The sequence below is a fragment of the Streptomyces sp. NPDC043996 genome, assembly GCF_056435225.1.
This window is the reverse complement of record NZ_JBWKEY010000029.1, coordinates 1-25,882: the sequence shown is the minus strand read 5'-3', so window position 1 is coordinate 25,882 and position 25,882 is coordinate 1. Positions and strand designations below refer to the sequence as shown.

22 protein-coding genes are annotated in these 25,882 nt (G+C 74.9%); 14 read left to right on the top strand and 8 right to left on the bottom strand.

The features are described 5' to 3' along the window. The first annotated feature begins 286 nt into the window (after window positions 1–286). Together AC07A4_RS41620 and AC07A4_RS41615 are read left to right on the top strand one after the other, a co-directional pair. On the top strand, window positions 287–967 hold the full coding sequence (locus tag AC07A4_RS41620; RefSeq protein ID WP_478609913.1) for a hypothetical protein: 681 nt from the start codon (window positions 287–289) through the stop codon (window positions 965–967). 79 nt (window positions 968–1,046) lie between these two features. After that, on the top strand, window positions 1,047–1,247 hold the full coding sequence (locus AC07A4_RS41615; protein WP_478609910.1) for a hypothetical protein: 201 nt from the start codon (window positions 1,047–1,049) through the stop codon (window positions 1,245–1,247). A 19-nt stretch (window positions 1,248–1,266) separates the two neighbouring features. On the opposite strand, the gene AC07A4_RS41610 is transcribed toward AC07A4_RS41615, so the two are convergent. Both AC07A4_RS41610 and AC07A4_RS41605 read right to left on the bottom strand, forming a co-directional pair. Further along, window positions 1,267–2,892 (bottom strand): amidohydrolase, encoded by a 1,626-nt coding sequence (locus AC07A4_RS41610; protein WP_478609909.1) that lies wholly within the window; start codon window positions 2,890–2,892, stop codon window positions 1,267–1,269. A 101-nt stretch (window positions 2,893–2,993) separates the two neighbouring features. After that, window positions 2,994–3,635, bottom strand: a complete 642-nt coding sequence (locus tag AC07A4_RS41605; protein WP_478609918.1) for a TetR/AcrR family transcriptional regulator — start codon at window positions 3,633–3,635, stop codon at window positions 2,994–2,996. A gap of 68 nt (window positions 3,636–3,703) precedes the next feature. Between AC07A4_RS41605 and AC07A4_RS41600 the strand changes: the two genes are divergently transcribed. After that, window positions 3,704–5,164: a purine-cytosine permease family protein gene (locus AC07A4_RS41600; protein ID WP_478609906.1), complete on the top strand. Its 1,461-nt coding sequence runs from the start codon at window positions 3,704–3,706 to the stop codon at window positions 5,162–5,164. Here AC07A4_RS41600 and AC07A4_RS41595 read toward each other — a convergent pair. Beyond that, window positions 5,161–7,245 (bottom strand): protein kinase domain-containing protein, encoded by a 2,085-nt coding sequence (locus AC07A4_RS41595; RefSeq protein WP_478609904.1) that lies wholly within the window; start codon window positions 7,243–7,245, stop codon window positions 5,161–5,163. The genes AC07A4_RS41600 and AC07A4_RS41595 overlap by 4 nt on opposite strands. A gap of 305 nt (window positions 7,246–7,550) precedes the next feature. Between AC07A4_RS41595 and AC07A4_RS41590 the strand changes: the two genes are divergently transcribed. Continuing rightward, entirely contained in the window at window positions 7,551–8,174 is a 624-nt protein-coding gene (locus AC07A4_RS41590) for a hypothetical protein (RefSeq protein WP_478609901.1), read from the top strand. A gap of 37 nt (window positions 8,175–8,211) precedes the next feature. Here AC07A4_RS41590 and AC07A4_RS41585 read toward each other — a convergent pair whose 3' ends face one another. Continuing rightward, on the bottom strand, window positions 8,212–9,234 hold the full coding sequence (locus AC07A4_RS41585; RefSeq protein ID WP_478609899.1) for a proline racemase family protein: 1,023 nt from the start codon (window positions 9,232–9,234) through the stop codon (window positions 8,212–8,214). Window positions 9,235–9,571: 337 nt separating this feature from the next. Between AC07A4_RS41585 and AC07A4_RS41580 the strand changes: the two genes are divergently transcribed. Then, a complete protein-coding gene (locus tag AC07A4_RS41580) occupies window positions 9,572–10,735 on the top strand; it encodes a DNA polymerase III subunit gamma/tau domain-containing protein (RefSeq protein ID WP_478609896.1) in 1,164 nt (387 codons plus the stop codon). A gap of 23 nt (window positions 10,736–10,758) precedes the next feature. On the opposite strand, the gene AC07A4_RS41575 is transcribed toward AC07A4_RS41580, so the two are convergent. Continuing rightward, window positions 10,759–11,286, bottom strand: a complete 528-nt coding sequence (locus tag AC07A4_RS41575) for a hypothetical protein (protein ID WP_478609893.1) — start codon at window positions 11,284–11,286, stop codon at window positions 10,759–10,761. A 180-nt stretch (window positions 11,287–11,466) separates the two neighbouring features. On the opposite strand from AC07A4_RS41575, the gene AC07A4_RS41570 reads away from it, so the two are divergent. From AC07A4_RS41570 to AC07A4_RS41550, 5 genes are all read left to right on the top strand, one after another. Then, on the top strand, window positions 11,467–12,384 hold the full coding sequence (locus tag AC07A4_RS41570; RefSeq protein ID WP_478609891.1) for an aminoglycoside phosphotransferase family protein: 918 nt from the start codon (window positions 11,467–11,469) through the stop codon (window positions 12,382–12,384). 78 nt (window positions 12,385–12,462) lie between these two features. Further along, a complete protein-coding gene (locus AC07A4_RS41565; protein ID WP_478609889.1) occupies window positions 12,463–13,065 on the top strand; it encodes a sigma-70 family RNA polymerase sigma factor in 603 nt (200 codons plus the stop codon). Further along, entirely contained in the window at window positions 13,062–14,150 is a 1,089-nt protein-coding gene (locus AC07A4_RS41560; protein ID WP_478609887.1) for a maleylpyruvate isomerase family mycothiol-dependent enzyme, read from the top strand. Before AC07A4_RS41565 ends, AC07A4_RS41560 begins: the two co-directional genes overlap by 4 nt. Before the next feature lie 117 nt (window positions 14,151–14,267). Next, complete coding sequence (locus tag AC07A4_RS41555) at window positions 14,268–17,087, top strand: ABC transporter substrate-binding protein (protein WP_478609885.1); 2,820 nt, start codon at window positions 14,268–14,270, stop codon at window positions 17,085–17,087. A gap of 141 nt (window positions 17,088–17,228) precedes the next feature. Next, window positions 17,229–18,770, top strand: coding sequence for a carboxylesterase/lipase family protein (locus AC07A4_RS41550; protein WP_478609882.1), 1,542 nt, complete (start codon window positions 17,229–17,231; stop codon window positions 18,768–18,770). Between the two features lie 3 nt (window positions 18,771–18,773). Here AC07A4_RS41550 and pip read toward each other — a convergent pair whose 3' ends face one another. Then, the gene (gene pip / locus AC07A4_RS41545; RefSeq protein WP_478609915.1) at window positions 18,774–19,736 is read right to left on the bottom strand and encodes a prolyl aminopeptidase; all 963 of its coding nucleotides are present in this window, start codon (window positions 19,734–19,736) and stop codon (window positions 18,774–18,776) included. Between the two features lie 98 nt (window positions 19,737–19,834). Next, window positions 19,835–20,788 carry a helix-turn-helix domain-containing protein gene (locus tag AC07A4_RS41540; RefSeq protein WP_478609879.1) on the bottom strand — a complete coding sequence of 318 codons (954 nt, stop codon included), beginning with the start codon at window positions 20,786–20,788 and terminating at the stop codon, window positions 19,835–19,837. A 101-nt stretch (window positions 20,789–20,889) separates the two neighbouring features. Here AC07A4_RS41540 and AC07A4_RS41535 point away from each other — a divergent pair, with 101 nt between their 5' ends. Continuing rightward, window positions 20,890–21,921 carry a saccharopine dehydrogenase family protein gene (locus AC07A4_RS41535; RefSeq protein ID WP_478609877.1) on the top strand — a complete coding sequence of 344 codons (1,032 nt, stop codon included), beginning with the start codon at window positions 20,890–20,892 and terminating at the stop codon, window positions 21,919–21,921. Between the two features lie 64 nt (window positions 21,922–21,985). Here the strand turns inward: AC07A4_RS41535 and AC07A4_RS41530 are convergent, their stop codons facing one another. Beyond that, window positions 21,986–23,347, bottom strand: a complete 1,362-nt coding sequence (locus AC07A4_RS41530) for a phytase (RefSeq protein ID WP_478609875.1) — start codon at window positions 23,345–23,347, stop codon at window positions 21,986–21,988. Between the two features lie 228 nt (window positions 23,348–23,575). Here AC07A4_RS41530 and AC07A4_RS41525 point away from each other — a divergent pair, with 228 nt between their 5' ends. The 3 genes from AC07A4_RS41525 (at window position 23,576) to AC07A4_RS41515 (ending at window position 25,704) form a co-directional block, all read left to right on the top strand. Further along, a complete protein-coding gene (locus AC07A4_RS41525) occupies window positions 23,576–24,196 on the top strand; it encodes an L-threonylcarbamoyladenylate synthase (RefSeq protein ID WP_478609873.1) in 621 nt (206 codons plus the stop codon). Between the two features lie 24 nt (window positions 24,197–24,220). Next, window positions 24,221–24,766, top strand: a complete 546-nt coding sequence (locus AC07A4_RS41520; protein ID WP_478609871.1) for a GNAT family N-acetyltransferase — start codon at window positions 24,221–24,223, stop codon at window positions 24,764–24,766. 488 nt (window positions 24,767–25,254) lie between these two features. Beyond that, window positions 25,255–25,704, top strand: coding sequence for a hypothetical protein (locus AC07A4_RS41515; RefSeq protein ID WP_478609868.1), 450 nt, complete (start codon window positions 25,255–25,257; stop codon window positions 25,702–25,704). The last annotated feature ends 178 nt before the right edge of the window (window positions 25,705–25,882 follow it).

Here is a 25,882-nt window from a genome sequence, read left to right as displayed (position 1 = left end):
GCACGCCGACGTCGTCGGAGCACTCAACGTATTGCGGGCCGGGCTGGTCCGTCGCGAAGCCCAACCGGCATAGCGAGAAGCTCCGCCCTTCAGGGCGGGGAGGAGTCACGAGCTGGCCCATCACGTCCTCGGACACTCCTCAGGGCCGAGCGCGTTCGCGCCGGACGAGCACCTCCCGGTCTGCTCCCCGAACGACCGCAGGGAGAAGGAGGCGGACCGGCTCGCCTTCCAGGCCACCAGAAAGGCCAGTGAGCAGCAGAGCCACGGCCTGCTGGAAACCGTGGTCATGCGGGAGCGGGCCACCCTGGGCGCGCTGATCGCCATGATGGCCCTGCACGTGGCGGAGCGGGCGCTGTTCGTCCACCGGGGTTGTACGCACCCACCGGCCGGCATCAGGACCAACTGGCTGCTGGAGCGGCTGAGGCCGGGCAAGCAACGGTCCACGCGCGCCCTCCTGCGCGTACCGATGGCGGCCACGGAGGCCGCCGCCGACGTGTCGGAGCACGCGCGGCCCTTCTCCTGGCGGGCGTTGGACCCGGACCTGGTGTACAGCCCCATGCCGCGCTCGCACCTGGAAGCGATCAGCGAGCTCGACGCGATGCAGTGCGAGCCGGAGTCGTTCCACGTCGCCTGGCTGGAGCGGCACGGCACCGCCGACACCGCCTGGCTGGGCGAGGGGGCGCGGCTCGCCGCCGCCGGAGAAGCGGTGGCGGCGCTGCGGCACTGGGGCCTGGACGAAGGGACGTCCCGTGACCTGTGCGACCCTCAAAGGGCCCTGACCTTCTTCACGTTGAAGGAGCGCATCGCCAAGTCCTTCACCGCGCGGGGCATCGCGGACCTGTGGGTGCCGACGCACGCGCTGGCGGCGGCCATGCTCATCGCCAGGCAGGCGAAGGCGCGCCGCGCGCCTTCCCCCGACGGCCGCCGTCCCCAGCGGCCACCGGCGCCAAACATCTCCCCGGAGTAGATCCGCCGCATGCGCGGACCTCGGCGTACGGCGTTGACAGCGCCGTAGTCCCAGCGGCGCGGCGGGCGTTGCACGGGGCATGAAGTGCGATGGCGCCACGCCCGAGGCAGGCATCAGGCTCATCGGGGCGTACTGGCTCGACTCCCCCTCCTTCGAACGTTCACCGTGCTGTTGTCGCCCCGCCGACCCGGGCGGGCCCCCGACCGCGACCGTGCGCACCACGGTCGCGGTCCTGGGCTGTCTGGCCGTCGCGCTGTGCCTGGCCGTGGTCCTGGCCTAGCGGGCGGCTCCCCCGCCGGTCACAGCTCCGCGGCGCGGTGGGTCACGCGGCCGTCGAGCGCGGTGAGCAGCACCGGCAGGGCGGGCAGTTCGGTGGCGGCCGTGGTGAGCGGGTCGGCGGCGAAGACGGTCACGTCGGCGCGGTGGCCGACGGCGATGCGACCGGCCTCGTGCTCCTCCCCGGCCGCGTAGGCGGCGTTGACGGTCATGCCCTGGAGGGCCTCCAGGGCCGTGAGCGCCTGCTCGGGTCCGTGCGGGGCCTGGCTGAGGTCGCGGCTCGGCCTGCGGTGGCGGGCTCCCGCCATGACGCCGAGTGGCGGGGAGGGCGCGATGGGCCAGTCGGAGCCGAGGACGACGACGGCGCCGGAGTCGTGCAGGTCGCGGCAGCGCCAGGCGCGTGCGGCGCGCTCCTCGCCGAGGCGGCGCGACCAGTTGTCGGTGTGGTCGGCCCGGGTGAAGTCGCAGCAGTGGGTGGGCTGCATGGAGGCGACGACGCCCAGTTCGGCGAAGCGGCGCAGGGTGTCGTCGGGGACGGTCTCGATGTGCTCGACCCGGTGCCGTACGGGCCTGGGGTCCTCGGCCTGGGCCTTCTCGACGGCGTCCAGGACGTGCCGTACGGCGGCGTCGCCGATGGCGTGCGTCGCGGTGGGCACTCCGGCGGCGTGGAGGGTGGCGATGACGCGCGTGTACTCCTCGGGGTCGGGCCAGAAGGCGTCGCGGGACTCGCCGTGGCAGTCGGGCTGTTCGAGCCAGGCGGTGCCGTTGTCGATGGTGCCGTCCATGAAGATCTTGACGCCGTCGGTGCGCCACAGCCTGCCGCCCTGGCCCTGGCCCTCGATCAGCGCGCGCACGCCGTCGGCGTCGGTGCCCGGCTGGCACCAGGGCGCGACGCGCAGCCGCAGCGGCAGCCGTCCGGCGTCGTCGAGTTCCGTGTAGAAGGCGAGGCTGTCGCCGTTGGCGTCCATGGCGTGGCCGCCGGTGAGGCCCGCGGCGGCCATGCCGCGCAGCGCGTCGGCGAGGCGGTCGAGGCGCTCCTCGCGGGTGGGCCGGGGGGCGACGTCCTCGACGAGCGCGCAGGCGGCGTGCTCCAGGAGCAGTCCGGTGGGGCGCCCTTCGGCGTCGCACACGACCTCGGCGGTGGCCTGGTCGAAGGCCCGCGGCCCCGTGACTCCCGCGATGTCGAGCGCCCGGCGGCTGGCCAGCGCCGAGTGGGCGTCGAAGAGCAGCAGCAGGGCGGGGACGCCGTCGAGCACGGCGTCGAAGGGGGCGGTCCCGACGGGGCCGCCCCCGAAGACGTTGGGGTCGAGGCCCCAGCCGCGCAGCCACGCGCCGGGGGCGAGGTCCCGCACGGCGCGGGCGAGCGCCTCGCGCACCTGCGCCACGTCGGCGCAGCCCGACAGGTCGAGGCCCTGGGTGAGTTCGACGCCGGTCACGGGGTGGGTGTGCCCGTCGACGAGGCCGGGTGTCACGACCGCGCCCTTGAGGTCGACCACCTCGGTGGAGGCGTCGGCGAGAGCGCGGATGTCCCGGGCGTCCCCGAGGGCGGTGATCCGCCCGTCGGCCGCGGCGAGCGCCGTCTGCGGCAGGAACTCACCGGTGGCCGGGTCGAGGAGGCGGGCCGAGAGCAGGATGAGGGAGGTGGACACGGGGTCTCCTTGCGGGTCGGCGGATGAGGCGGCGGCACACGGGGGGAGGCGCGGGTGGCACGAGGGAGGCGGCGGGGAGGCGGACGGGAGAGCGGTGGGCGTCAGTCGGGTGCGGCGGACGTCAACGTGCCTGCGGGCAGGCCGAGTTCGCGTTCGGCGGTGGCGGCGGGCAGGTCCTGGAGCCCGGGCGGGTCGCCCTCGGCGTCGCCCCTGTTGACGAGCGCGCCGAGGCCGTCGATGACGACCAGGATCCGAACGGTCGCCATCAGCGGGTCGGCGGCGTGGAATTCACCGTCCGCCACGCCCTCGCGGATGAGCGCTTCGACCCGGTCCCGCCAGGCGGTCTCCTGAACGGTGACGCGGGCGCGCAGCGCCGGGCGGTAGCGGCTGAGGTGGCGGGCGTTGAGCCAGAGCCTGCTGATGTCGTCGTACGTCTCCCCCCTCGCCCGGGCGAAGAAGCGGGCCAGGTGCCGGGTGGCGGTGGCACCGGCCCGGTCGGCCGGGAGCAGTTCGTCCAGTTCGCGTCCCGCGGCGGCGCCATAGGCCTCGGCGACCAGGTCCTCCACGGCCGGGAAGTAGTGGCTGATGAGCCCCGGCCGGACGTCGAGCTCCTCCGCGACCCGCCGCAGGGTGACGCACTCCAGCCCTTCGGCCAGTGCCACACCGGCGGCCGCGACAACGATTTCCGCACGTCTAGCGGCTGGAGATTTGCGGATTCGCTTGTTCGGGAGGGTTGACGTCATGGAATCCATGCTATTGAGTGTGCGACCAATAAACAAGCAGGTGGGTAACCAGCTTCCGGAGGGGCCGCATGGCGTCCACGATTCCCGACCCGCATCAGGCCCCCCGCCCCACCCAGCCGAAAGCCCCTCCCCCAGCGGACGGGGCGGGCCGCGTCGAGGCCCACGGCATCGACCACATCCCCGAGCACGAGCGCCACGGCCACCCCCGGCGGCTGTTCTCGGTGTGGGCGGCGGCGAACGTGAACTATCTGAGCCTCGTGGTCGGCGGCACCCTGGTCCTGATGGGCCTCACCCTCGGGCAGGCCCTCGCCGTGATCGTGGTGGGCAATCTGTTCTGGCTCCTCACGGGGCTGCTCGCGATATCGGGGCCCGCCGCGGGCGCGCCGAGCGAGGTCATCACGCGGGCGATGTACGGAATCCGCGGCAACCGCGTCAACAACGCCGTCGTCGGCTGGATGATCTCCGTCTGCTACTTCGCCCTGAACCTGGCCGCCGCCGCTACCGCCGCCTTCTCCCTCGTCGAGAAGACCGGCCTCACCGCGACCACGCCCGTGAAGGTCGTCGTGGTCCTGCTCATCGCCGCGCTCACCCTGACCATCGGCGTCTACGGCCACGCCACGATCATGAAGCTCTATCTGCCGATCACGCTGACCCTCGCCGCCGTGTTCGCCGTCGTCGCGATCGGCGTGTTCCGGCACACCGACCTCACGTACACACCGGACGCGTCACTGACCGGCACCGGCCTGTGGGCCGTCCTCATCTCCGGAGTCACCCTGGTCGGGGCCGCTCCGCTGTCCTACACCACCAGCGCGGACTTCTCCCGCTATCTGCCCCGGGCCACCTCGGCGAAGGCCGTCCTCGGGTGGACGGCCCTGGGCGGGTTCCTGCCGGGCGTCGTCGTCTGCTCGCTGGGGGCGTGCGCCGCGACCGCCGTCGACATGACGGACCCCCAGTCCGGGCTCCAGCGCATCCTGCCGGGCTGGTTCGACCCCGTACTGCTGCTCGCCCTGGTCCTCGGCACGGTCGCCCTCAACGCCCTGACCTCCTACAGCGCGGGGCTCGCCCTGCAGGCCGTGGGCGTCCGCATCCGCCGGTCCCTCAGCGTGATCGCCGACGGGACCGCCGCCGTCTCCCTGACGCTCTACGCCCTGCTCATCTCCGACTTCCTCGACACCGTCAGCAACGTCCTCCAACTGACCGTCGTGCTGCTCGGCCCCGCGACGGCCGTGTACGCCACGGACATCCTGCTGCGCCGCAACCGCTACGACGGCCCGGCCCTGGTCGACGAGTCCCCGGCCAGCCCCTTCTGGTACACGGCGGGCGTCCACGCGGCGGGCGCCCTGGCCCTCGTCGGCGGCGTCACCGCGGCGGCCCTGTGCGTCGACACCCTCTACACCGGGCCGGTCGCGGGCGCCCTCGGCGGCGTGGACCTCTCGCTGCCGGTCGGCATCGTCGTCGCGTCGGCCCTGTACGCGCTCCTCGCGCGGACCGCGAACCCCGCCGCCTCGAAGGCGTTGGCCAAGTCCTAGAGGGCGGGCGGCCTGCCGCCGTCGAACGAGAACAAGATGGGGCCGCCGCCCTCGACGAAGACGGCCCGGCCGACCGTGTGGACGCGGGACTGTCCCCGGGTGGCGTCACCACCGTCGTCGGCGTGACGGCGGGTCACCCACCGCTCCTGCCCGGTGCGCCGGTCGCGCGCCACCACCTGCCCGATCGGAGTGCTGGCGAGCAGCAGGTCGCCCACCGCGACCGGCGAGGACAGCTGGTCGTGGTTGACCTGCCGCGTCCAGTGCTTCTCGCCCGTGGTCAGGGAGTAGGCGTGCAGCCAGCCGTCGTCGCGCATGACGTAGAGCGCGCCGCCGGTCACCGCGATCTCGCTGCCGCTGTACGGCTTGTTCACGGTGAACCGCAGGGGCGTGTGCGTGGCGGCGTCCAGGCGTACGACGCTGTGGTAGCGGTCCGCCCCGCTCTTGTTCTCGGTCATGGTGGCGAAGACCGGCGAGCGGCCGTCGGCGCCGAGGAAGGCCAGCGGGCGATAGGACGTGTAGTGCCAGGTCGACCGGCCCTCGCCGTCGAGCGCGTAGACCGTCGCCGAGGGGGTGTCCGGGCCGTACGTGCGGTAGCACAGCGCGTACAGCCGCGTACCGGCCGCCTGGGGTTGGCAGGCGCGGTCCTCGTCCGGCGGGCGGAAGCGCCACGTCCTCTTCCCGGTGTCGGCGTCGCGGGCCTGGAGGAAGCCCTTCCCCTCGAACGAGGAAAGGACCGTCGTACCGGCGACGGCGGAGGTGGCGACGGCGCGCTCGGGGGCCGTCCAGCGCCGGGTGCCGTCCTTCGCGTCGAGGCCCACGAGCTCCTCCCCGTCCCGGCCCCTGGCGCTCAGGGAACCCACGACGGTGCGACTGGTCAGCCCCAGGAGCCGCTCCTCGGAGGTAGCGGCGTCGTTCTTCCGGGGCCACCGCACCCTCCCGTCCGCGAGCCCGATTCTGGTCAGCTTCCCGTCGCCGCCGCAGTAGAGGGAGTCGCCCCGGACCGAGCACAGCAAGTCCCCACCCGACATCGAGTCGCCCGCCGGACGCACCCGCCAGGGCCGCCATCCCTGCGGCACGTCCCCGGTCAGCACCGTCGCGCTCCGGTCGTGGCGCGGGTCGGGGCGCAGCTCCAGGACGACCGCGGTGGCGGCCGCCATGACCGCGAGGACGGTGGCGGCGGTCACGGCGACGCGCGCGCGCCGCCACCGTGGCGCGGGCGGCGGAACGGGCGCGTCCGACTCCGCCACGTCCTCATCGACGGCGGCGTCGGTGTCGGTGTCGGGCAGCTCCCGAAGGCGGGCCAACAGCTGCGTCAGGTCGGGCCGTTCGCCTCGCGGCTTCGCCAGGCACGGTTCGAGGGCCGCCCGCACCGCCGCCGGGACGCCGTCCATGCGGGGCGGCTCGGACAGCACCCGGTGCAGGCACAGGTGCGGGGTCTCCGCGTCGAAGGGGCCGTGGCCGCACGCCGCGTACACCAGGACCGCCGCCAGGGAGAACACGTCCGACTCGGGACCCACGTCGCGCGGGGCGGCCAGCTGCTCGGGGGACATGAAGGGCGGCGTGCCGAGGACCTGGCCCGTGACGGTCAGGGTCTTGTGGTCCGCGGCGCGCGACACCCCGAAGTCGATCACGCGGGGGCCGCCGTCGGACAGGACGATGTTCGCGGGTTTCAGGTCCCGGTGGACCACTTCCGCGCGGTGGATGTCCCGCAGCGCCTCGGCGAGGTCCACCGCGAGCCGCCGCAACTCGCCGCCACGCAGGGGCCCTTGGGCCGCCACCCGCTCGGCCAGCGTCGGCCCTGGCACGTACTGCGTGGCCATCCAGGGGTGCGGGGCCTCCGGGTCGGCGTCCACGACGGGCGCCGTGAACGCCCCGCTGACCCGCCGCGCCGCGGCGACCTCCCGGCGGAAGCGCACCCGGAACTCGTCGCTGTCGGCGAACTGCTGGTGGACGACCTTCAGCGCCAGGCGCCGCCCCGACGCCGACCGCGCCAGGTACACGGTGCCCATCCCGCCGGAGCCGAGTCTTCGCTCCAGCGCGTAGCCGCCGATGGATTCAGGGTCCCCCGACCGCAGTGTCATATGGCTCCCGAATGGCTCCCGAATGACACGACTTGCTCCGTCACTCTACGGGGACAGCGGTTCCGGCTCGGCGGAAACGGGCGATCGTACGGCCCGACGGGGAGGGCACCCGCCGGGATTCGGCCGAACTCCAAGATCGCCCCCGCGACGCCCGCACTCCCCTGCCCTGGTGATCGGCGATCACCTGGAATAAGTGTGTGAATTGTGAAGAGGTATGGCTGAAAAACCGTGCTGGTGTGAAGGTTGTGCCGTTCGTACGGTGAAGGCGCCCACACGAGGTGGGCCAACAGAGGAGGGATCTCACCGTGCGAAGACGAGTTGGTGTCCTGTCCGCCGCGGCCGCAGTGGCGGCCTCGGTCTCGTTGTTCGCGGGCGCCGTGCCCGCGCAAGCCGCCGCCCTGCCCACCTTCAGGGTGGGCGTCCAGCTGGCCGACGCGGGCGGCACCTCGCAGTTCGGCGCCGAGCAGTTCACCAAGAACGTGAAGTTCGGCAACAGCTCGTCGCCGTGGGCGGGCGACGCCAACGGCTACGACCCGGACGCGGCCCTCATCGACCTCAGCACCGTCCCCGGGGACCTGCTGAACCAGCTGGACTTCCGGATCGGCGCGCAGGCCATGGACGGCAGCGGCCACTACGGGCCCGTGCAGTACACGCCGTGGGCGAGCGAGGGCGGCGGCGACTCGCCGCTGGCCACGGACGACAACGGCTACGACCCCGACAAGTACCGGATCTTCCTCGACACCCGCCGCTGGCCGTCGTCCGCGACCCTGGTCGACTTCCGGCTCTCCATCAGCACCGTCGACAAGGGCCGCCCCAGCGTCCCCGCCGTCACCCCGTGGGCCAGCCAGGGCGGCGGGCGCAGCCCGCTGGCCGTGGACACCAACAGCTATGACTTCGACGGCGTCGTCATCGGACTCGAAGTGCAGTAGCGCGGCCTGACGCCGTGACCCGGGGCGGGGGCCCGGGTCACGGCAGGAACCCCTCCGGCAGGTCGTCGTGCGGGTCGAGGACGAAGCGGTGCTCGCCGGTGCGGAAGGAGGTGCCGGTGATCTCGGTGACGGTGCCCTCGGCCGCACCGGCGACCACGCGGCCGGTGAAGACCGTGCCCGCGACGGACTCGTGGCGCAGGGTCCGGCCCACGGGCAGGCGGCCGTCGGCGTGGAGCAGGGCGAGCCGGGCGGAGGTGCCCGAGCCGCACGGGGAACGGTCGAACTGGCCGTCGGCGAAGACCGTGACGTTGCGCTGGGCCGGTCCGTCGGGGGTGTCGGGCAGGTCCTCGTGGAAGATGACGCCGTAGACGCCAGACAGCAGCGGGCGGTCCGGATGCGCGGCGCCCGGGTGGTCCGCGAGGGCCTGCTTGATCTCCCGGCCCGCCGCGATAAGCCGGGGCAGCGCGGCGCGGTCCACGGTGAGCCCGAGGCGCGCCGCGGGCACGGAGGCGTAGCAGGCCCCGGCGTGCACGAGGTCGGCCTCGACGCTCCTGCCGCCGGTGGTGACCGGCACCGCGCGGGCGGTGACGCGGGCGGGCACGTTGCGGAAGGCCACCCCGGCGGTGCGGCCGCCGCGCCGGTGCACGGTGGCGGTGACCCGCCCGGAGGGCACGTCGATGCGGACCTCGGCGGCGCCGTCGTCCGGGGCGGCGACGACGCCGTCGGCGACGGCCCAGGCGCCGAGCGCGATGGTGCCGTGGCCGCAGGCGGTGGAGTAGCCGTCCTTGTGCCAGAACAGGGCGCCGAGGTGGGCGCCGTCGTCGTCGGGCGGGACCACGAAGCTCCCGTACATCCCGCTGTGGCCGCGCGGTTCGCGCACCAGCAGCCTGCGGATGTCGTCGAGTGGGCTGCGGCGCGGGGCCGTGGGCGCGCCGCCCGCGCCGACCACGCTGGCGTAGCGGTCGGCGAGGGTGCCGCCGGGGACCGGGAGCAGCGCGTCGTGGACGATGCGGAAGGGCTCGCCTGCGGTGTGGTAGTCGATGGTGCGCACTGCGGTCACGGCGGGAACCTCGCTGGGAGCAGGGGCGGTCGGGTCGGGCGGGGGCCGCGGCGCGCCGCGGACGTGCGTGAAGTGCCGTGCCGGGGTGGGTGGTTGGCCGCGCCGTATCAGCCTGCTACGAGAACCGCCGGAAAGCAATGTGACATTGCACAGCGATGCGGCGGCGAGCCGATCCCCGCGCCGGTGCCGGTCTCGCGCCGGTGCCGGTCTCGCGCCGGTGCCGGTCTCGCGCACCGCCGCTGGCGCGGGCGGGTCTTTGTCACGCGGCTGCCTAGCCCGCCGCCCGCTCCCGCCCCAGGGTGGTGCCTCCTACTCGTACGCACAGAGGGAGCCCGGCGTGAGACGCAGACGCTTTGTGGCGGGGACGATCGGCGCGGTGTCGGGGGCCGCTCTGGGACCGGCGGGGGCGCGGGCCGCATCGCCGCCACCCCGCGCGCGCACGCCCCGTGCCGATCGCGCGGCGGGCTGGCAGGCCGTGCCCGCGCCCGGCAGCACCCCGGCCGCGCAGCTGCGCCGGGTCGCGGCCGCGGGGCCCCAACTCGCCTGGGCCGTCGGCGAGGAGAACCGCGGCGCGTCCACCCAGGGGCGGGCGCTCGCCATGCGGTGGGACGGCACCGCCTGGTCCAAGACCGATCTGACGCCCCTCGGCTACACCGGCCGCCTCAGCGACGTCGCCGGTGTCGACTCGCGTACGGCGTGGAGCGTGGGCCTGCCCTCCGGGACGGCGAGCCCGCTGCTGCGGTGGAACGGAACCACGTGGTGCGAGGCCTCGTTCCCCGGCAAGGGCGAGCCGGACGTACGCCTGGACGCGGTGGCCGTCGGCCGCGACCGGCAGGTGTGGATCACCGGCACGCGCGGCGGCGCGGCCCGGCTGCTGCACCGGGACGGCGCGCGGTGGCGGTGGCTCGATGCGGTGCCCGCGCCGGGCGTGAACCTGTACCGGGCGGTGCTCGACGCGTCCGGCGCCGTCTGGGTCAGCGGCGACCAGGCGGCTGGCGGCGGCTGGGCCGGGTTCGTGGCGCGCTGGGACGGGGCGTGGACCGTCCTGCCCTCCCTCGGGGGCCTTCGGCTCGGCATCGGCGACCTCCACCCCGCCGGGGCGGACGACGTCTGGGCCGTGGGCACCGAGGCGGGCGTCGGCGGGCCGCCGGGGCGCCCGGGGAACCCGGTCCTCGCCCACTGGGACGGCACGGCGTGGACGCGGGTCCCGGCCGGATTCGGCGTCGGGTCGCTGTCCGGCATCGCGGCGGACGCCGCGGGGCGCGCCGCCTGGATCTCGGGGTGGAACTACCAGGACCAGGCCCGCGCCACCTATCTGCGCCGCGACGGCGACTCCTGGTCCGTGGTCCGCGGCCCCGCGGACCCCGCGGACCCCGCGCGCACGCCCTACCTCAACGCCGTGACGGCCGTCCCCGGCACCACGGGATTCTGGTCGGTCGGCATGACGCGGCCGAGTCCGTACCCGCCGACCGAGGCGTACACGGAGCGCTTCGAGGCCTGAGGCGAGGTCGGTGACGACGCCGCTCAGGGGTAGTACGCGGCCGCCTTCTCCAGGACGTGGCGGGTGAACATCCCGCCGTACACCGTCCCGCCCCGGTACAGGGTGACGCGCGCGGCCCCCCGCACCGGCGTCTCCACGGTGACGGGCCTGCCGATCACGGTCGCCCCGAGGAGCCGCGCGTCCTGCCCGGCCCAGTCGGCGGCGGACGCCTGGACGCTCTCGCTGACCAGCGCGGGCAGGACCATCGCGGCGTTGCGGGCGCCGGGCAGGCCGCCGCGGAGGTCCTTCGCGCGGTCCAGCGCCCACCCGGTGAACGCGGCGATCCCGAGGCTGTCCACGTCGGGGACGGCGGCTGCGAGCGCGAACACCTCGACCTTGGTGCCGAACCAGCGCGCCTTGCGGTCCGACCGGCTGCCGACGACCACCCGGTGCCCGCGCCAGGACGCCGCGGTCACCTCGCACCCGTCGGCGGCGAGCCGGTCGTGAAACGCCGTCAGGTAGGCGGTGGCCGCGTCGGCCGGGGCCGCCTCGTCTCTTCGCTGCTGAGTCATGCGCGGATCCTCCAGCACGGCTGCGGCGTACGGAAGCCCTCGGCCCGCGCCGACGGCACTCCAACGCCCCGCGCCTCGACCGCCGATGGCGAAAAGCCGTCGACACGCGCGCCCTCCGCGCGCTGAGATGATCCCCGACCGCCCGCCGCCCGGCGCGGGCCGACCGCAGGAGCAGCTTCTTTGACAGCCGCAGATTCTTCGACGGCCACAGCGCCCGAACCCGCGCTGCCCGCCATCGACACCGCTCTGGTCCGGCGTCTGGTCGACACGCAGTTCCCGCGGTGGGCCGGGCTGCCGCTCGAACTGGTCGACCCGGCGGGCTCGGACCATGTGATCCACCGCCTCGGCGACGAGCTCTCCGTGCGGCTGCCCCGGCACGACGGGGCCATCGCGCAGGCGGAGAAGGAGTCCGAGTGGCTGCCCCGGCTCGCCCCGCGCCTGCCCCTCGCCGTGCCCGTCCCGCTGGGCGTGGGGAAGCCGGACCACGGCTATCCCTGGCCCTGGGCGGTCTCCGGCTGGCTGGACGGTGACGTGGCGACGGTGGCCGCCCTGGGCGAATCGACCGACGCCGCCGTCCAACTGGCCGCGTTCCTGGCCGCCTTGCGCGAGGCCACGCCCGAGGACCGCGCTCCGCTCCTGGACAGGCCCGACCTCGCCACCCGGCCGCTGGCCGACCGGGACGCGGCGACGCGGGCCGCCCTCGCGCAGGTCAAGGGCGCCTTCGACACGGCGGCGCTGACCGCGCTGTGGGACGCGGCGCTCGCCGCCCCGGAGTGGGACCGCGACCCGGTGTGGGTCCACGGCGACTTCCACACCGGCAACCTCCTCACCACCGGGGGCCGCCTCAGCGCGGTCATCGACTTCGGGGAACTGGGCCTCGGCGACCCGGCCCCCGACCTGACCATCGCCTACACCCTGTTGTCGCCAGGACCGCGCGCCGCCTTCCGGGCCGCCCTCGGCGTGGACGACGCGACCTGGCTCCGCGGCCGCGGCTGGGCCCTCGCCACCGGTCTGAACGCGTACACCGCCTATGCCGCCCACCACCCCCGGGTGGCCGCGCAGACCACACGCCAGATCACCCAGGCCCTCATCGGCTAGGAAGGGCACCGGAGTTACGCCACCCCCAAACCGTGCCAGGGGGTCACGGAACCGGGGCTTCGCGGGACACTGCGGCCTATGGCCCTGCCCCGTGAGGCGCGGTCGCAGCGCGGGCCCGACGAACCCCTCGCGGCGGTCCCCGAGGACCGCCTGGAGGTGCAGGCCCTCCTGCTGGCCGCCGACGAGGACGCGTTCCGCGAGATCTACGAGCGGTACGCGCCGCTCGTGCGGGCCCTCGCGGCGCGCGTCACCCGCGACCACAACGCCGCCGACGACATCACCCAGGAGGTCTTCGCGCTGCTGTGGGAGCGCCCGCTGTCCTACGATCCGGCCCGTGGCCCGCTGCGCGCCTGGCTCGGCGTGGTCGCCCACCACCGCGCCGTCGACTGGGTGCGGCGCGAGGAGCGGCACCGGCGCGCCGTGGAGCGTCCGGCGCCGCCCGGCCACGACGAGACCGCCGACACCGTCACCGCGCGGCTCGAGGCGCTCGGCGTCCGCTCCGCCGCCGCCCGGCTGCCAGACACCTTGCGCACTCCGCTCCTTCTCGCCTACTACGGAAGCCGTACCTACCGTCAGGTGGCCGGTGACCTCGGCATCCCCGAAGGGACGGCCAAGACCCGTCTGCGGGCCGCCCTGCGCGCACTGGCCGCCACCCTGGCGGAGGAAGGGCTCACACCATGAGCGGCGCCACCCGCCCCGCGCCCGACGCCGAGCCGTGCTCCCTGCTGGGAGCCTGGCTCCTCGACGCCTGCTCGCCACGGGAGAAGGCCGCCGTGGCCGCCCACGTCGAGACGTGCGCCGACTGCGCGGCCGAGGCACGCGACCTGTACCCCGCTGTCGCCGCCCTGGCCGGACCGGCGCGCGGCGAGGTCCCCACCGCCTCCAGGACCGCGTCCGACGGCGTCACCTCCCTCGCCTTCGCACGGCGGCCGCCCTCGCCCCGCGGTCTGCCGCCCCACCTGCACCCGTACGCGGACCAGGTGGCCACCCTGGACGCCGTGCTGCGCGACCTGGACGACGCGGAGTGGCACGAGCAACCCGTCGCGGACTGGACCGTCGCGCAGCTCGTCGCCCATCTCGCCGCGACCGACAGCCTCCTGGCCGCGTCGCTCGACGCCGCCGCGCGCGGCCCGCTCGACCTGCCCGGCGACACCGTCAGCGCGCGCACCCACGCCTTCACCACCTGGGCGGCCGGTCAGTCGCCCGCGGCCGTCCACGCGGCCTGGCGCGCGCAGGCCGGCCTCCTGCGGGACGTCCTCGCGGGCCCACCGGGGCACGGCGGGGACGAGGACGGGGCGCGTGCCACCGCCGGACGGCGCGTCGCCCTGCCCGGGGAGGCTCCGCTCACCGTGGCCGACCACGCCGCCGGACGCGCCTTCGAGACCTGGATCCACACCCGTGACATCGCCCTGAGCACCGGACGCCGCCTTCCGCCGCCCACCGCCCGCTCCCTGGCCCGCATGTCCGACCTCGGGGTCCGGCTGCTCCCGCTGGCCCTGCGGGCGCGGGGGAATCCTCTCGGCGAGCGCGCCCTGAGCGTCGAACTCACCGGCCCCGGAGGCGGCAGCTGGCTGCTCACCGACCCCGGCCGGGACCGTCCGCCGGGTCCGCCCGACGCCCATATCGTCCTCGCGGCCGTGGACTTCTGCCTGCGCACCGGCGACCGGCACGGCCCCGCCGAGACCGCGGCCCGCACCCGCGTCACCGGCGACCCCGCCCTCGCCGAAGCGGCCCTCGCCGCCGCGTCCGCCTTCGCCGGGCCCTGAAGAGCGCCCTGATCACCCCCGGGACATCCGCACCAGCCTCTCCACGTTCCCGGTGACGCGGGTAAATTGACCTCGCCGCCCACCGCGGGCGGCCTGGTCGGGGTGGGTGGAGTGGGGATGCGCGGCACAGTCCTGGACGGGCGGTACACGCTCGCGGAACGGATCGGCGCGGGCGGTATGGGCGCCGTCTGGCGGGCCCGGGACGCGCGTCTCGACCGGGAGGTGGCGGTCAAGCTCCTCGGCCTGCCACCGGACACCTCGGCGGCCGAACGCGACCGCATGCTGGCCCTGTTCGTCCGGGAGGCGCGGGCCGCGGCCGCCCTGGACAGCTCGTACATCGTGCCGGTCTTCGACCACGGCGCCGACGGCGACGTGCCCTACCTGGTGATGCCGCTGCTCACGGGCCGCACGGTCACCGGGCTGCTCGCCGCCGAGGGCGGCATGGCGCCGCGGAAGGCGGCGGACATCGCGGCGCAGGTGTGCCGGGCCCTCGCGGTGGCCCACCGGGCGGGCATCGTGCACCGCGACATCAAGCCGGCCAACGTGATGGTCACCGAAGAGGGCACCGTGAAGGTCCTCGACTTCGGCATCGCGAAGTTCCTCGACGCGGCGACGGGACAGGGCGGTTACCTCACGCGGACCTCCGACTCCCCCATCGGCACCCTGCACTACATGGCGCCGGAGCGGTTCCGGCGCGGGTCGGCCGACGGGCGCACCGATGTGTACTCGCTCGGCTGCATGGTCCACGAGATGCTCACCGGCGCCCCGCCCTTCGACGCCCCGTCGGAGGCCGCCCTGATGCACGCCCATGTGTACGAGGCGCCGAAGCGGCCGTCCCTGCGGCGCCCGGAACTCAGCCCGGCGTGGGACGAGTTGGTGGGCCGGATGCTGGCGAAGGACCCCGCGGCGCGGCCGGACGCCGAACAGGCCCGCGCGGCCCTCGTGGCCCTGGCCCAGGAGATACCCGCCGTCCCACCCGCCCCGGTGCCCGCCGCGCCCGCCGCACCCTCTGTACCCGCACTCGCCGCGCCGCCTCCGGAGCCCTCTGGCGCGTCCGCCTACCACCTGGCCCCGCCCCTGCCCCGCAACCCGCCGACGCCCTGGCCCGCGCCGCCGCCGGTGAGCCTCGTCAAGGCCCGTCGGCCGTGGTGGCGCACCTGGTGGCTGCCGGGCGGCGCGGCCGTCGTGACGGCCGCGCTCGTCACCACCTTCATCGTCGCCAACCCCTTCGACCGGGACGGCGGGGACGGCAAGCGCGACGACTCCCAGCAGACGTCCGTCGGGGGCGGCTCGGGCGGCGACGACGGCGACGGCGGAGACGGTGGCAACGGCTCGGCGGTGGCCGAGCAGGCCAGGACCGAGACCCTGACCCTGGGCGCAGCGAGCGAGTCCGCGGGCCCCGCGCCCGCCGTCAAAGGCGCCCGCAAGGGCGGCCGGGTCACCGTCCTCGAACCCGCCGACATCTCCACCGTCGACCCCGGCAAGATGTGGTCGGGCACCGACCGGCTCGTCTCCCGCCTCGTCTACCGCAGCCTCACCGGCCTCAAGACGCTGCCCGACGGCACGGTGAAGCTCGTCGGCGACCTCGCCACCGGCACCGGACGCTCCTCGTCCGACGGCCGGACCTGGACGTTCACCCTCAAGTCGGGCCTGACGTACAACGACGGGAGCCCGGTGCGCGCACGGGACTTCGCGTTCGCCGTCGAGCGCACGCTGGAGCCCGCCTTCTCCCTCGGCGACCGCACCGTGCGCAACTGGATCCTGGGGGCGGACGCGGACGACGCCCGCACCCTGCCGCCGGGCACCATCGAGGCCCCCGACGACCGCACGGTCGTCTTCCACCTCGACCGCGGCCACCCGGACTTCAACGTCGCGCTCGCGGGCCCCACCGGCGCGCCCGTGCCCGAGAAGACCAAGGACACCACCAGCGGCTCCTCCCAGACGGTGCCGTCGACGGGCCCGTACCAGATCAGCAGCTACCAGGGCGCCAAGGACGTCACCTTGTCCCGCAATCCCCAGTGGAAGGCGGACAGCGATCCGCTGCGGACCGCCTATCCGGACGCGTACCGCGTCGAGGGCGGCGTCAGCGTCGACCAGATCAAGTCCCGTACGCTGGCGGCCGGTCCGCGCGAGGCCGTGATGTCCTTCACCGGCACCCTGGACCGCGCCAGCCTCACCGGGACGGCCGCCGCCGCGCGCCTGTCCGCCCCCGCCTCGTACGTACAGGCGTACATGGTCAACACCAAGCGCGTGCGGAACGTCAAGGTCCGCAAAGCCATCGCCACCGCGCTGTCCGCGGGGGACGTCCTCACGGCGAGCAACGAGAACGGCACGGTCCACCACAACCTGCTGCCTCCCGGCATCCGCGGTGCCCGCGGCTTCGACCTGCACCAGACGGGAAGGGACGGCGACCCGGCCAAGGCGCGGGAGCTCCTGAAGGACGCGGGCGAGAGCGGCTTCAAGATCAAGCTGGGCTATGCGACGGAGGCGGACGGCAAACGGGCCGAGGTGGTCCGCTCCAGCCTGGAGCAGGCCGGTTTCCAGGTCGAGTTGAAGCAGGACGACGTGTCGGTGTTCTACAAGAACGCGGGCGGAGGGAAGTACGACCTGTTCCGCATGGCCGTCGGCGGCGGCCTGCCGGTAGCGTCCACCTTCCTGCCGGACTACTTCGACAGCGAGGGCGTCTATCCCGCCTCGTCCAACTACTCCCGCCTCAAGAACGCCGAGGTCGACAAGGCGATGGAGCGGGCCGACGCCGCCACGTCCCTGAGGGCGGCGGGCGACCTGTGGTCGGCGGTCGACCGGCGCGTGATGGCGGAGGCCGCGGCCGTGCCGGTGTACGTGCCGACGCGTACGTTCGTGCACTCCAAGGCGGTGCGCGGGCTGCAGGTCGACCTGGACGGGGTGTCCCCGCTGAACGCGTTCGTGAGGCTGTGACGGGGGCGCCCCCGTGGGCGCCGCCCCATCCACCACCCCGAAATTGAGTGGCCCTCTCCCCCGGCCCGGCGGGATGATTCCGGTGTCACCGCCACAAAACCGCCAGGAAAACGCCAGGAAACCGCAAGGAAGGGGACGGTGATGACGCCTTCCGCCGCCGTCGAGCCGGTCGATTCCGCTCCCGTGGTCCGCACGCCGTCCGGAGCGCTGCGCGGCCGCGCGGAGGACGGCCTGGCCGTCTTCCGGGGCGTTCCCTACGCGGCGCCGCCCGTGGGCGCGCTCCGGTTCGCCGCGCCACGGCCCGCGGCCGCCTGGGACGGGGTGCGCGACGCCGGGGCGTACGGCCCTCCGCCCCCGCAGGCGGGGCACTTCGGCATGGAGGAGCTCGCGCGGGACGCGGCGGGCACCGACTGGCTCACGGTCAACGTCTGGTCGCCAGACCCGAGCCCGGACGCGGGGCTTCCGGTGCTGGTGTGGATTCCTGGCGGCGCCTACAGCATCGGCATGGCGCGCCTGCCCGAGTACGACGGCGCCCGCCTCGCGCGGGAGGGCTCCCTGGTGGTGGTGACGCTCAACTACCGCCTGGGCCTTGAGGGCTTCGCGCAGCTCGACGGGGCGCCCGCCAACCGAGGGCTGCTCGACCAGGTCGCCGCCCTTGAGTGGGTGCGCGACACCATCCGGGCGTTCGGCGGCGACCCCGGCCGGGTCACGGTCGGCGGCCAGTCGGCGGGCGCGGGGTCGGTCGCCGCGCTCCTCGCGATGCCGCGCGCCGCCGGGCTCTTCGGCCGCGCCATCGCGCAGAGCGTGCAGGGGACGTACTTCACGCCCGCCCTCGCGGCCGACATCGCCGCCGCCTGCGCGGGCGAGCTGGGCCTTCGGCCCACCGCCGCCGACCTCTCGGCGGTGGCCCCGGACCTGCTGCCCGCCGCGGGCGACGCCGTCACCGCCGCGTCCGCGTCGTTCGCGGAGCGCTGGGGGCGGCCCGCGCTGCGCCAGATCCCGTTCGCTCCGGTCGTCGACGGTGACGTCCTGCCCCTCACGCCCTGGCAGGCGCTGGCCGAGGGCGGCGGCCGCGGCATCGGCCTCCTGGCCGGTCACACCCGGGACGAGCAGCGGCTTTTCACCGCCCTTGACGGCACCCTCGGACAGGTCGGTCCCGAGCGGGCGGCAGCGGCGCTGCGGGACTTCGCGCCGGGTCCGGACGGGGCCCGCCGCTACCGCGAGGGACATCCCGCGGCGGGCGCCGACGAACTGTACGAACTGGTCCACTCGGACTGGCTGTTCCGCATGCCGAGCCTGCGTCTCGCCACCACCCAGGCCACCGGCGGCGGCCGCGCGCACCTGTACGAGCTGACGTGGCCCGCGCCGGGCATGGGCGGCGTCCTCGGCGCCTGCCACGGCCTCGACGTGCCCCTGGTGTTCGGCAATCTGACCAGCGGCCAGCCCGCCGCGCTGATCGGCGAGGGGCCCCCGCCCGAGGCGGAGCAGGTGTCGGCGGCCATGCGCGCGGCGTGGACGGCGTTCGCCGCCGACGGCGACCCGGGCTGGCCCGCCTACGACGAGGACCGCCGCCTCACCCGGGTCTTCGGCACGCGCCCGGAGGTCGTCCCGTACCCGGAGGAGGCCTCCCGCGCGATCTGGCGCGACCACGCCTTCGCGGCGCTGCCGCTGACCGGCGGCTAGGCGTCAGGCCTCGGTGGCGAACCGGTCGAGGGCCTTGAGCACGAGGTCGAGGGTCTCCACGCTGCCCAGGTGCCCGGCGTCCTCCACGATGGTCAGCTCGGCGTCCGGCCAGGCGCGGTTGAGCTCCCAGGCCGTGTCCGGCGGTCCGCACATGTCGAGCCGCCCGTGGATCAGGACGCCGGGGATGCCCGCGAGGCGGCCCGCCTCGCGCAGCAGCACGCCCTCCTCCAGCCAGGCGCCTTGGGAGAAGTAGTGCGAGCAGATCCGCACCAGCGCGAGGCGGGCGTCCGAGGGCCGGTCCCCGTAGGGACGGGACGCGCCCCTCGTCTCCCCGGAAAGCACCGTGTCCTCCCAGTCGCACCAGTCCGCCGTGGCCTGGTAGCGCACCGCCGCGTCGGGGTGTTCCATCAGGCGGGCGTAGGCGGCGACGACGTCTCCGTCGCGCGGGGTGCCGGGGGCTCCCGCCAGGAAGCGGTCCCAGCGCTCGGGGAAGAACCGGGCGGCGCCCCGGTAGAGCCAGTCGATCTCTGAGCGGCGCGTGGTGGTGACGCTGGACAGGACGATCTGCGAGACGCGCTCGGGGTGCGCTTCGGCGTAGGCCAGGATGAGGGTGGAGCCCCAGGAGCCGCCGTGCAGCAGCCAGCGCCCGATGCCGAGGTGGTGCCGCAGCCGCTCCATGTCCGCGACGAGGTGCCAGGTGGTGTTGTGCCGCATGTCGGTCGTGGGGTCGGCGGCGCTCGGGGTGCTGCGGCCGCAGCCGCGCTGGTCGAAGAGGACGATCCGGTACCGCTCGGGGTCGAAGAACCGGCGCGCGCCCGCGCCGCACCCCGACCCTGGCCCGCCGTGGACGACGACCGCGGGCTTGCCTTCCGGGTTGCCGCACACCTCCCAGTACACGCGGTTGCCGTCGCCGACGTCGAGCATCCCCCGCTCGTACGGCTCGATCGGCGGGTACAGGTCACGCATGGCCACGCCCTCTCGTCTCCGTCACGCACTGCCCTGGCACAGTACGGCAGAGATCGCGCGCGCGGGCGAACGGGCCGCTCCCGGCGAGGAGACGGTGGTCAGCCGCCGGTCGGGGGGCGGGTGCGGAACGTGCGGCGGTAGGTGTCCGGCGGCACGCCCACCGTGCGGTGGAAGTGGCGGCGCAGGGTGGTGGCGGTGCCCATGCCGGTGGCGGTCGCGATGGCGTCGACGCCGTCGTCGGTCCGCTCGAGCAACTCCTGGGCGCGGCGGATGCGTTGCGTCAGGAGCCACTGCAGCGGCGTGGTGCCGGTCGCCGCCCGGAAGTGGCGACCCAGATGGCGCGTGCTCAGGCCCGCCTGGCGCGCCAGGTCCGCCACGGTCAGCGGCTCCTGAAGGCGCGCGAGGGCCCAGGGGAACAGCGCGGCGAGCGGGTGGTCGTCACGCGCGGGCACCGGGGCGGTGACGAACTGCGCCTGGCCGCCCGCCCGGTGGGGCGGCACGACCAGGCGGCGGGCGACGGCGTTGGCGGTCGCGGAGCCGTGGTCGCGGCGGACGAGGTGCAGGCACAGGTCGAGGGCCGCGGCCTTGCCCGCGGAGGTGAGCACTTGGCCGTTGTCCACGTAGAGGACGTCCGGGTCGACCTCGACGTCGGGGTAGCGGTCGGCGAGGGCGTCGGTGTGCGCCCAGTGCGTGGTGGCGCGCCCGCCGTCCAGGAGTCCGGCGGCGGCGAGCACGAACGCGCCCGTGCACAGGGAGGCCACGCGCGCGCCCGCCTCGTGGGCGGCGCGCACCGCGTCGACCAGTGCGCGGGGCGGGTCCTCGTCGACGTCGGCCCAGGCCGGGACGATCACGGTGTCGGCGTGGGCGAGGCGGTCCAGACCCTGGTCGGGTTCGAGGCGGAAGCGGCCCGCGTGGACGGGGCCCGGGCCGCACACGACGGTGTCGTACCAGGGCACGGTCACGCCGTCCGGGGCGGCGGCGAACACCTCGTAGGCCACGGACAGCTCGAAGTGCAGCATTCCGTCGGTGGCGGCGAGCGCGAGAGTCCCCATGGCCGTAATTGTACGCACCATGTCGTTCCAGCCACTCACGGCGGGCGGTCCGCGCGCACCAGGATGGCCGTAGTGGATCAACCGAGCACGGGAGACGACGCATGACTTCGGGTCAGGCAGTGGTGGTGTACGGCGCCTATGGGCACACCGGGCGGTTCGTGGTGGCGCGGCTGCGGGAGCGGGGGTTCGTGCCGGTGCTCTCCGGGCGGGACGCGGACAAGCTGAAAGCGCTGGCCGAGGCCGTGGACGAGGCGGACGTCCGGCCCGCGTCGGTCGACGACCCGGCCGCGCTCGACCGCGCCCTCGCCGGGGCGGCGGCCGTGATCAACTGCGCCGGGCCCTTCGCCACGACGGCCGCGCCGCTGATCGAGGCGGCGCTGCGGGCCGGTATTCCCTACCTGGACGTGGCGGCCGAGATCGAGGCCAACGCCGACACGTTCACGCGCTTCGGGGAGTCCGCCCGCGCCGCGGGGGCCCTGGTCGTGCCCGCGATGGCCTTCTACGGCGGCCTCGGCGACCTGCTGGTCACCGCGGCGATGGGCGACTGGACGACGGCCGACGAGGCGCACCTCGCGTACGGCCTGAGCGGCTGGCACCCCACGGCGGGCTCGCGCGCGGCGGGCCGGGTCTCCCGGGAGCGGCGCGGGGGCCGGCGGGTCCGCTACTCGGGCGGGCGCCTGGAGTACCGCGACGACGCGCAGCCCACCCTGGAGTGGTCCTTCCCCGAGCCGCTCGGCACGCGGGCCGTCGTCGGGGAGTTCACGATGGCCGATGCCGTCACCGTCTCCAGCCATCTGCCGATCCCCGAGGTACGCGGCTATATGACGGTCGAGGCGGCCCGGGAAGTGACGGCCGCGGACACCCCGGAGCCGACCGCGGTGGACGAGCACGGCCGGTCCGCGCAGACCTTCCTCGTCGACGTCGTCGTGCGCTCCGGCGACCGCGAACGGCGCGCCACGGCGCGGGGCCAGGACATCTACGCCGTCACCGCGCCGCTCGTCGTCGAGGCCGTGGAACGCGTGCTCACGGGGCGCACCAAGGCGACCGGGGTCGTCTCCGCGGGTGAGGCCTTCGACGCGTCCGACTTCCTCGGCGCGCTGTCCGCGCACCTGTCCGTCGACGTGCGCGCGTAGCGCCGGGCGAGGGTGCCGGTCAGTCGCCTCAGGCGCCTCAGTCGCCTCAGTCGTCTCAGTCGTCTCAGTCGTCGAGGGCGTCCATGACGTCACCGAGGTCGACGAACTTGAAGCCGGTGGCGGTCCGGCCCGCCTCCGCCGGGGTCTCCTGGCCGTCCTGGACGACGAGCAGTCCGCGCGGGTACTTCGGGCCGAGGGGGGCGTGGAGCGCCGCCGCCCCGTCGCACTCCTCGGAGCCGTCGAGGACGGCGGAGGCCGCGGTGACGCGGAAGCCGCCCTCGTACTCGTTGTGGTCGCCGCGCTCGCGGTCGTAGGCGGCGAAGGTGTCGTCGCCCTGGCTGGAGGCCAGCAGATAGCCGTCGCCGCCGGGTTCGGTGACCAGCGTCAGGCCCTCGACGTCGGCGGCGATCCGCCGGCCGCCGAATCCGGGGTCGGCGCCGGGGACGCACTCCTCGGTCTGTTCGTCGTAGGTGCCGGGCACGCCGTACTCGCGGACCTTGTCGATGAGGGCGGGCGTGCCGGTCAGGTCGGCGCGCAGCCGCCAGATGCCGACGTCCTCCTGACCGGCGTACAGCGTCCCGTCGGCCGGGTCGACGACCATGCCCTCCACCTGGGGCAGTTCGCCGGGCTCCGCGCAGGGCGTCCAGGTGGAGCCGTCTGGCAGCCGGAAGGAGGCGGGCAGGTCGAGGGTGCGGACCTTGCGGTAGCCCACCGTGCCGGAGCGGCCAGGCAGCAGTTCCAGGAGCGCGATGCTGGTGCGCTCGCGACGGCTGACCAGGGCGTAGGAGCGGCCGGTGCTCCGGTCGGTGTACGTGGCGAGGCCGTACGCGGTGCGCTGCGCGTTGACCTCCTGCTGGCCGGTGGAGAAGACGTGCGGGGCGGCGGGGTCGGTGACGTCGGTGAGCGGGCCGCCGGGGCGGTCGCGGTCGACGCGGTAGAAGCGCAGCCGGTCGTTGCCGCGGTCGCTGGTCACGGCGAGGTCGGCGCGCCCTGTGGAGAGCTTGACGCCGTGCGCCAGGTCGACGTTGTTGAAGCGGCCGGGGGCGTCGGCGGGTGTGGGCCCGGCCGGTGCGGGCACCGCCTGGACCTGCCGCGCGTCGAGGTCGTACACCCGAAGGCCGCCCTCCTTGGCGGTGGCGACGACGAGGCTGCGGGCCGGGTCTGCGGCGTCGCGCCAGATCGCCGGGTCATCGGCATCGGCGTTGCCGCCCGCCTCGTCGTCGTACAGCGGCGGCGCCTCCGCGTTCGGCGTGAGCGCGGGCAGCGCGGGCGGCCCGGGCAGCGCGGTCGTCGTGGACAGCGCGGGCGCGGTGCCGGGCGCCGCGTCGGCCCGCGCGGACGCCGGGGCCGCCAGCGACACGACGGTGGCCGTGAGGGCGGCCGCCAGGGTGAGGGAACTCGACCGCCGGGTGCGGGAGTTGGGCACGAGGGGACTCCTTCGGATTCGTGACCGGGTGCGTGCGCAGCTTCGTGACCGGGTGCGTGCGCAGCCTCGGCCGCGCCCGTGACGGGCGAACGGCCGACGGGCGCACGAACACATGGACGCGGCATGAACATCACAAGCCCGGCGGGTGCGCGCCCCCGAAGCCCCCGAAGCCCCCGGCGCTGCCGTGCCGCCCTGGCGCTCACGTCCTGATCACCTAGACTCGGCACGATGGCGAAGTACTTCGACGTGCACCCCGACAATCCGCAGCCGCGCAGCATCAGCAGCGTGGCCGCCGACGTCCGCTCCGGCGCGCTCATCGCGTACCCGACGGACTCCTGCTACGCGCTCGGCTGCCAGCTGGGCAACCGCGACGGCCTCAGCCGCATCCGGGCCATAAGGAATCTCGACGACCGTCACCACTTCACGCTCGTCTGCCAGGACTTCGCCCAGCTCGGGCAGTTCGTCCGCCTCGACAACGACGTCTTCCGCGCCCTCAAGGCCGCGACCCCCGGCCGGTACACGTTCATCCTGCCCGCCACCAAGGAAGTCCCGCGTCAGCTGCTGCACCAGAAGAAGAAGACCGTCGGGGTCCGCATCCCCGACCACACGGTGACGCAGGCCCTCCTCGCCGAGCTGCGGGAGCCGCTGCTGTCCAGCACGCTGCTCCTGCCGGGCGAGGACGAGCCGCTGACCCAGGGCTGGGAGATCAAGGAACGCCTCGATCACCTCGTGGACGCCGTCATCGACTCCGGCGACTGCGGCACCGAGCCCACGACGGTCGTCGACTTCTCCGACGGGCACGCCACGGTCGTCCGCCGGGGCGCGGGGGACACCGCCCCGTTCGAGTAGCCGCGGCGACCGAGGAGCCTTCCCGTGATCACATGGCGCCGCCTGGAGGAGCGGGACTTCCCGCTCCTGCGCGGCTGGCTGGAGCAGCCGCACGTGGCGCGGTGGTGGCACCACGAGACCACGGCCGAGGCGGTGGCCCGCGACTTCGGGCCCGCCGCGCGCGGCGAGGAGCCCTCCGAGGACTTCCTCGTGCTCCTCGACGGCCGTCCGGTCGGCCTGGTGCAGCGCTGCGCCCTGGGCGACTATCCCGCGTACCTGGCCGAGGTCGCGGCCGTCGTCGACGTGCCCGAGGGCGCGGTCACGCTCGACTACCTCGTGGGCGATCCGTCGAACACCGGCCGGGGTCTCGGAACGGCCGTCCTGAGCTGGGCCGTCGGGCGGACCTGGGCCGAGCGCCCGGCCGCGCCCTGTGTGCTCGTCCCCGTCTCCGCGGCCAACCGCGCGTCGTGGCGGGCGCTGGAGAAGGCGGGGTTCCGCCGGGTGGGCCAAGGCGACCTGGAGCCGGACAACCCGGCCGACGGCCGGGAGCACTACGTGTACCGGCGCGACCGGCCGGGCCACCCGGGCTGAGGCGGACGGGCGCCACCGAGAGGCCGGGCCGGGACCGGAAAGTGGCAGTTGAGGGGGGTGTGAGCCGCGCTGTCGCGCCGACCGCGGCCGGGCGGACCCCGCGGTCAGGAATCCAATCGCGCCACCCGCGGCCGTCCCCCACGGCCCGACACGAGGTTCGCCATGTACACGTCCAGCTCATCGGCCCCGGTCGGGACCGCGCGCGGCGGAACGGAAGCGCGCGGCCGCCGAGAATACTCAGCCAATCTGCGGCGCGACGCACAACTGGGCCACGCGCACGGGCACACTGGATCCCAGGGCCCGCCGCGCTCCCCCGTCGCGGCGGGCCCCTTCTCCCCTCCGGGCCGCCCGGGTTCCTCCCCCGCCCCGCGAGCCACCGCGGCGCCGACGCCGGAACCCCCGTACAACCCCTCCCCGGCGTGGCGTGTCTTCCCCCGTGAACGGAGCCAACCGGCCTTCCGCACCGACTCGTTCCAACGGGGGAACACATGAGCCTGGCCCGCACGCGTACGCGCCGTGGTGCGACCGCGGCCGTCACCGCCTTGATGGCGGCCGCCCTCGGCGCCGCGGGCGCCGGATCGTCCAGCGCCGATCCGGCCCCGCCGGGGCAGCGGCAGATCGCCTCGTCCACCCTGGGCGGCGACTACAAGATCACACTGTCCGCGCTGCGTTCGGCGCAGGACGAGTACGCCGCCTCCGTGCGCCTGCGGGTCTTCACGCAGAAGAACGGCGCCTGGACGGAGTCGGACCGCGTGACCGTGGGCGACGTGGACGGCTGGTTCTGGTATCCGCTCACGGGCAAGGGCGCCGTCTGTGAATTCTCGACCGCGAGCACCGAGCCCGCGCCGCTCACGGTGAGCCTGCTCGTCACGCCGTCCATCGGCTGCTCGGACCCGGTTCACTTCGTGGTGAAGGACGGCCGGGTGTACGCGGGCTGAGCCCGGCGCCGTGCGCGCTGCCCGCGCCCGCGCCCTCGCGCCCGACGGCGGCGGGGGGGGGGGGAGGGGGGGGGGGGGGGGGGAGGGGGCCCCCCCCCCCCCCCCCCCCCAAACCCCCCCCCTTCCCCCCCCCTCCCCCTCCTCGCCTCCCCCCGCGGGGCGTCCCCTTTCTCCCTCC

What these genes read in the sequence shown, in the direction of transcription:
- AC07A4_RS41620 (WP_478609913.1), top strand. Translation starts at nt 287, where the DNA reads ATGCGGGAGCGGGCCACCCTGGGCGCGCTGATCGCCATGATGGCCCTG.
- AC07A4_RS41615 (WP_478609910.1), top strand. Translation starts at nt 1,047, where the DNA reads ATGAAGTGCGATGGCGCCACGCCCGAGGCAGGCATCAGGCTCATCGGG.
- AC07A4_RS41605 (WP_478609918.1), bottom strand. Translation starts at nt 3,635, where the DNA reads ATGACGTCAACCCTCCCGAACAAGCGAATCCGCAAATCTCCAGCCGCT.
- AC07A4_RS41600 (WP_478609906.1), top strand. Translation starts at nt 3,704, where the DNA reads ATGGCGTCCACGATTCCCGACCCGCATCAGGCCCCCCGCCCCACCCAG.
- AC07A4_RS41595 (WP_478609904.1), bottom strand. Translation starts at nt 7,245, where the DNA reads ATGACACTGCGGTCGGGGGACCCTGAATCCATCGGCGGCTACGCGCTG.
- AC07A4_RS41575 (WP_478609893.1), bottom strand. Translation starts at nt 11,286, where the DNA reads ATGACTCAGCAGCGAAGAGACGAGGCGGCCCCGGCCGACGCGGCCACC.
- AC07A4_RS41565 (WP_478609889.1), top strand. Translation starts at nt 12,463, where the DNA reads ATGGCCCTGCCCCGTGAGGCGCGGTCGCAGCGCGGGCCCGACGAACCC.
- AC07A4_RS41560 (WP_478609887.1), top strand. Translation starts at nt 13,062, where the DNA reads ATGAGCGGCGCCACCCGCCCCGCGCCCGACGCCGAGCCGTGCTCCCTG.
- AC07A4_RS41555 (WP_478609885.1), top strand. Translation starts at nt 14,268, where the DNA reads ATGCGCGGCACAGTCCTGGACGGGCGGTACACGCTCGCGGAACGGATC.
- AC07A4_RS41550 (WP_478609882.1), top strand. Translation starts at nt 17,229, where the DNA reads ATGACGCCTTCCGCCGCCGTCGAGCCGGTCGATTCCGCTCCCGTGGTC.
- pip (WP_478609915.1), bottom strand. Translation starts at nt 19,736, where the DNA reads ATGCGTGACCTGTACCCGCCGATCGAGCCGTACGAGCGGGGGATGCTC.
- AC07A4_RS41540 (WP_478609879.1), bottom strand. Translation starts at nt 20,788, where the DNA reads ATGGGGACTCTCGCGCTCGCCGCCACCGACGGAATGCTGCACTTCGAG.
- AC07A4_RS41535 (WP_478609877.1), top strand. Translation starts at nt 20,890, where the DNA reads ATGACTTCGGGTCAGGCAGTGGTGGTGTACGGCGCCTATGGGCACACC.
- AC07A4_RS41525 (WP_478609873.1), top strand. Translation starts at nt 23,576, where the DNA reads ATGGCGAAGTACTTCGACGTGCACCCCGACAATCCGCAGCCGCGCAGC.
- AC07A4_RS41515 (WP_478609868.1), top strand. Translation starts at nt 25,255, where the DNA reads ATGAGCCTGGCCCGCACGCGTACGCGCCGTGGTGCGACCGCGGCCGTC.